The organism is Frankia sp. EI5c, from assembly GCF_001636565.1.
In the GTDB taxonomy this organism is placed as follows: domain Bacteria; phylum Actinomycetota; class Actinomycetes; order Frankiales; family Frankiaceae; genus Parafrankia.
Window position 1 is genome coordinate 1 of the sequence record NZ_LRTK01000144.1, and the last position, 5438, is coordinate 5438.

Here is a 5438-nt window from a genome sequence, read left to right on the forward strand (position 1 = left end):
CTACAACAACACCCACCGCCACTCCGGGATTGGCTACCTCACCCCGGCGACGGTCCACCACGGCCACGCCGGCGAGGTCCACCAGGCCCGCACCGCGGTCCTGGACGCCGCCTACGCGGCGCACCCCGAGCGGTTCCTCCGTCGACCCCCGACCNCGCCAGCGCTTCCGGAATCGGCGTGGATCAACCGGCCTGTCGCGGACGAACCGAGCGACCAGCAAGACCCAGCAGCAGGCTAGTTTCTGCAAGACCCTGCCTCAAACAGGTTGACAGGTTCCGCGGCCAGCTCGCGGACCTGGAACTGCGTCACCACCGCCGGGCCCGCTGCGAGGACCGGATCCGCACCGCGAAGGACACCGGCCTGGCGAACCTGCCTCTGCACGACTTCACCCAGAACAGGGTCTGGTGCGCCGTCGTCTCCCTCGCACTCGATCTGCTCGCCTGGACCCAGATGCTCGCCCTGGCTGGTCACGCCGCCCGGCGGTGGGAACCGAAACGCCTACGGCACAGGCTGTTCACCATCGCTGGACGGCTCGCCCGCCACGCACGACACACCGTGCTCCACCTGCCCGCCCACCATCCCTGGGCAGCACTGGCCGTTGGGGCCCTGACCACCCTGCGCGCGCTACCCGACCCCGGATAGCCACCCGGACCTGCCCCTGTCCCGACGACCTCGCACCATCCCCGGCCGTGGACCAGCGCCCCAGCCCGCGCGACAGCGGGCCACCCCGTCACACCCCGACGGCACAACTCAACATCAAAAACGGGGCGGGACGACCGACAAACCGACCCAGCCACCTGGCGAAAGATCGAGGCTAATGGTCAAATGGTCACGTCACGATCGACGGCCACGACATCNCATCGGTAGTTCGCTCTCCCGACCACCGGCAGGGGCACGGTCTGTTGCTAGGGCTCGCAGGCCCTGTGCCCAACAGTGCTCACCCACCGGCAGCTACCGGCACCGAGCCTGNCGTACCGCGACCCGGTACGTCCNATTAGTGCCGTCCCACCGGCCCGCCCCCACGAACCGGTCACGGCCAGCCCGACCCAGGCAGACCCGGCCAACCCCTACCCGACCTACCCGTCAAAGCGCGAGCGTGCTCTGCTCACACCCTCCACGCACCGCCGTCTACCTGCGCAAACAGGCTTCGTGGGTCACCCTGATAGGTGCGTGTGTCCGTGGAACACCTTCTAGGGACCAAAGTCCCTAGAGGCTTAACTTTGTCCGACCTGCTCTAGTATGCTATACCCCTAAGGAGATCACTTGTTTCTCGGGGGACCGCATGGCATGCTTTGTGTCACATGAAATCCACAGGTAGCAACGCTTTCCTTGGGTTGGGATCGAAACCCGCACAAACTGTCTCGCGAAGTCTGGTCCACGCTTCCCGCCCGCTGGAGGCANAGTTGCACCTTCGAACTCTGGCCGNTTGGGAAGCTCTGCTTCGATACGCCGGAGTTCAAGATTTGGCAGCTTGAGAATTCCGCCCAATACGCGCTCTCCGTCGAGGACAAAGCAAAAGGGCACGACTACTATATCGACCAAAGGCGGAACCGGACCATCATGNCAGTCTACCGCACCTGCCCGCCTTCTGTCGGTTCAGAGACCCGCGACTGGAATCGCACCTGGCATCTTGTGATGGATTCACGGCCGAGTGGCCCGCTCGGCATTCCAGGCAACTGCACCTATTTTAGAGGCCGTGGTTTCAGTGAGCAGCTTCGCAGAATACTCCGACGAAATGTTCGTCCCCGACCACGGTGTCGTACCGGGTCAACTGGTCGTTAACTCGATAATCTGTCAGTCTGAGGCGGCGGTAGTCGCGGTGGCCGGCGTGAGGGTCCAGNGGTCTGGCGTCGAACTGGACCTTCTGTGTCTAATCCCTGAGAGGGTGGCGATCCCCCGCCGCCTGACGGCCGAACCACACACGGCTCGGGTCCTGTNGGCTGCGGAGGATGTAACTCAGCGGCCAGGTGAGCGGGATAAAGGCGGACGAAGTTTGCCGCCAGAACGAGTCGCGTGCACGGTTTCGGCGTCGTNCAGCTACTCAGGCAGTGATCCTCTAGTGCTTCCTTTGGGCGGTGGGGGAAGCGTGGGACGGAGTATTCTTCGTTACTGGATCCGTCCGTTACCGGCCGAAGGGTCCCTGATCTGCGACGTCAGTTTTTCCGGCCCCGATCCCATTTCGGGAACGCTGGTGCTGGACGCGGAGAGTCTTCATGCGGCCGCTCGGACCGCCGTGTCATTACGCGACGTTCGAGCGGAGGACCGGGAATGAATTGAGCAGCGTTACAACGAGTGGTCGAACCCGAAACGGTTGCGACTTACTGGATTCCTGGTAGCCTCCGTGCCGATCAACCGTTCGGCGCTCATTGGTACGAGTCGAGTAAGGAGAAGATGTGTTCGGAAGAGTAGTAGATGCAGACCGGCCAGCTAGCCTGATGAAATGGGGCTTTCCGACCCTCGTTGCCGGAGTCGCCCTAGGAACCGCAGCTCCAGCAGTCGCAGTGGAACCTGGCTCGGTCAACCTGGAAGGCGAGTCGGCCGCCAGTGCCGGGGCTGCCGCAGAGGCATGGACATGTGCATCGGTCGCCGATCCGCCGGCACAGATCTTCAGCGGTCTGATCACCGCAGACGCGAATGCAACCTGCGTAGGCGACGTCGGGCAGATGCTGGCCGACGTGTGGATCGAGAAGTACGACTCGAGCCGTGGGATCTACGTGACCGTGGGCTTCAGCGGGAATGAATCGCGTTACGGCCCAGGAACCCTAACCCCAACCGCGACCTACGGCTGCTCCCCCTCGGGGTCGACCTATTACAAGTACAGGACCTACATCGAGCTTGACGCGGGCCCTCCTTACCAGACGGGAAGCGATGAGTCTAGCAGCGTCTCGATTAACTGCGCCTAGTGTCCTGAGCCGCCGGGTAGCCCGGGGGGATTTCACCCCAGGGCCCCACAGAACGGAGCATGACGGTCCTCCGCTGCTGCCGTATCAGGCCAGCTCGGAAAATCCGGAACATCTTTCCGCCCGAGGAGCCATGCTAGCAGAAGACGCCTTCGAGAATCTTGTCAGTCACCGAACGGCCATTCCGCGCGAGGTCCTAGCCGGTGGGTCTTTGCTAGGAGCACATCACGGATTGGACTCGTTTAAGCTGCTCGAGCTTGCTGTCTCCCTGGCAGAACTCGGGGTTGAGATAAATGAGCGGGATTGGCTAGCTTCACAGACGATAGGCGATTTATACGACCGGTATCGCGAAAAGATGCAGCAGCAACAAACTGTTCTCGCTGATCCGTCGCCACCAGCGGGAATCGGGGATACTGCCGCGACTGCCGTCGGCGAGATCGATCCGCCGGTGCTCTCCGGGCGATTCTTCCGACTAACACCCATTCCACCATCAGCCGTGTCGTTTCTCTACAGTCTAGCCACCAGTCCAGATGTTGGATTTCGCTGGCGCTACCGTGGCTCGATGCCATCCTATCAACAATTCGAGCAGGAGCTCTGGCAAGGGATGTTAATCCAGTTCCTGGCGGAGTCTATCCAGACGAATGAACCAGCCGGTCATCTAATCTGTTACAACCCGGATTTCAATCTAGGGCACGCCTATATAGGAGCTGCCATGGCTGGCCCATACCTGGGATCAGGTATCGCTGTCGAGCCGGTGCGGCTGTTTATCCAGTACATTTTTGATGTGTGGCCGTTCCGAAAACTGTATCTCGAGATGCCAGAATTTAACTACNAACAGTTCGCCAGCGCGGGTGGGCGGGCGCTCCAGGTCGAAGCACGTTTGCGGAATCACGACTATTACCGTGGCCGACGCTGGGATCGACTCATTCTAGCGGCATATCGTCCGGGTGAAGCGCTATCTCTGGAGGGCTCGGAGGAACTCGAGTCGTAGTACACGTACTGCAGCCCAGGCGCCACTACTGAAGGGAAACCCACTTACTGGAACTCTGCGGGCGCCTGACCTGCACCGATGCCGCCGTCGGAAACCAGTAGCCGAGTTTCCGATTAGTAGATACCTATCCGATTGGGGTGGAGGGCCCATCATTTTCATTTTTTGCCTAGCCAAGAGCCGACGCCGGCTGCCGGGTTCAACTGATAGCCGGCATTCCTAGTGCTGCTTGATTGGATAGAACGGGCAAGAGTTCACAACGGCCGAATCGTCTTTCTGAGCTCAGACTATGAGTCGGAAATTAGCTGGCCCGAGTTCTTCACTGAGGCCGAGACCGTCGCAGCCTGGCTGCAGAACGCACGTGGAGTTGGCCGCGGCAGACGGGTGGTGATTCTGGGCATGCCGTCACGGCCGACAGTCACTGCTGTGGCCGGCACGTGGCTTTCGGGCGCTAGCGTCACCTTCGCGCCGACGCCGGCGAGAGGCGTCAACCTCGGCACTTACATCGACGAGACCAGTGCTCGTGTGGCCATGCTTGGTGAATCGCTCGTATTACTCGACGCGCAATTCGAGGCACTGACCGGTCCGATGATGGCCAGCGGTGCCGAGGTCGTAAGGATGGCTGACGTGTCGAAAGCCGAAGATGCCGGGGCTTGGAAGCCGCCAGACCTTACGGCTGAAGACGAGGCTATCCTACAATTCACGAGCGGCACCACCGGTGACCCCAAGATTGTCCGGGTCAGCCACGGCAATCTCGCTGCAAATATTACCGCTTTGAAGGAGCGCAACCCGCATGAGGTGACTTGTGGCGGCCGAAAGATCCCCGGCTACCAGGTACTCTACGGTCATGAGGCGGTGCCTGACGGATACAAGGTGGATTCCGGGCGTGTACTAAGCTGGTTGCCACTCTCGCACGACATGGGCCTAGTCGGCGTTCTGGCAACCCAGTTTGCCTGCGGGCGCTGCGACCTTCTTCTTGGATCCCCGGCAGATTACCTTGCTTCCCCTCAATCATGGATGCGCAACGCGGCCCGTCATCGGGCGACGTTCATCGTTGGTCCGGCGTCGGCTTACGCCGTTGCCGGACGTCTACTAAAGGCCGGGCCTGTTCTCGATTTGTCGAACATTCGGACCGCGGTCAGCGGCGGTGAGCCGATCGATCCGGAGATCATAGAGAGTTTTCTTGANGGAGCGGCCCGGCATGGGATGCGATCTACGGCTTTCTCCGCTAGTTATGGATTGGCCGAAGCGACTTTGGTGGTCACGATGCCAGGTCATGGCGAGGGTTTGCGGGTCGATGAAATCGACGCCGACATCATCGCCCAGCATCAAGTCGCTATACCTGTAAAGTCTGGCGGACGGGTCCGGCGATTCACCCGGCTGGGCTTACCGGTTCAAAATACCCAGGTTCGCATAGTCGATACAACCACCGGCGAGAATCTTCCTCAGAGGACTGTCGGCGAGATCGAGGTCGCTGGTCCGTCCGTCACCCAGGGCCCCGGCAAGTTTGCTGATGCGTAGGCAGTGGGTCAGCCCTGGGGTTTCTGGTG

2 protein-coding genes and 2 pseudogenes are annotated in these 5438 nt (G+C 61.2%); all 4 read left to right on the plus strand.

Going from position 1 to position 5438, the window contains the following annotated elements; genetic code table 11:
• Nucleotides 1–276 precede the first annotated feature (276 nt).
• Nucleotides 277–642: pseudogene (locus UG55_RS28055) on the plus strand (transposase); the annotation flags it as partial.
• Between the two features lie 2391 nt (nt 643–3033).
• On the plus strand, nt 3034–3732 hold a 699-nt coding region (locus UG55_RS28060; RefSeq protein WP_242425167.1), incomplete at its 3' end, for an acyl carrier protein.
• A 378-nt stretch (nt 3733–4110) separates the two neighbouring features.
• The coding region (locus UG55_RS48415; protein WP_396231031.1) for an AMP-binding protein at nt 4111–5075 on the plus strand (965 nt) is incomplete at its 3' end.
• 1 nt (nt 5076) lies between these two features.
• Nucleotides 5077–5409 (plus strand): annotated as a pseudogene (locus UG55_RS48420) (AMP-binding protein); the annotation flags it as partial.
• Nucleotides 5410–5438: the final 29 nt, after the last annotated feature.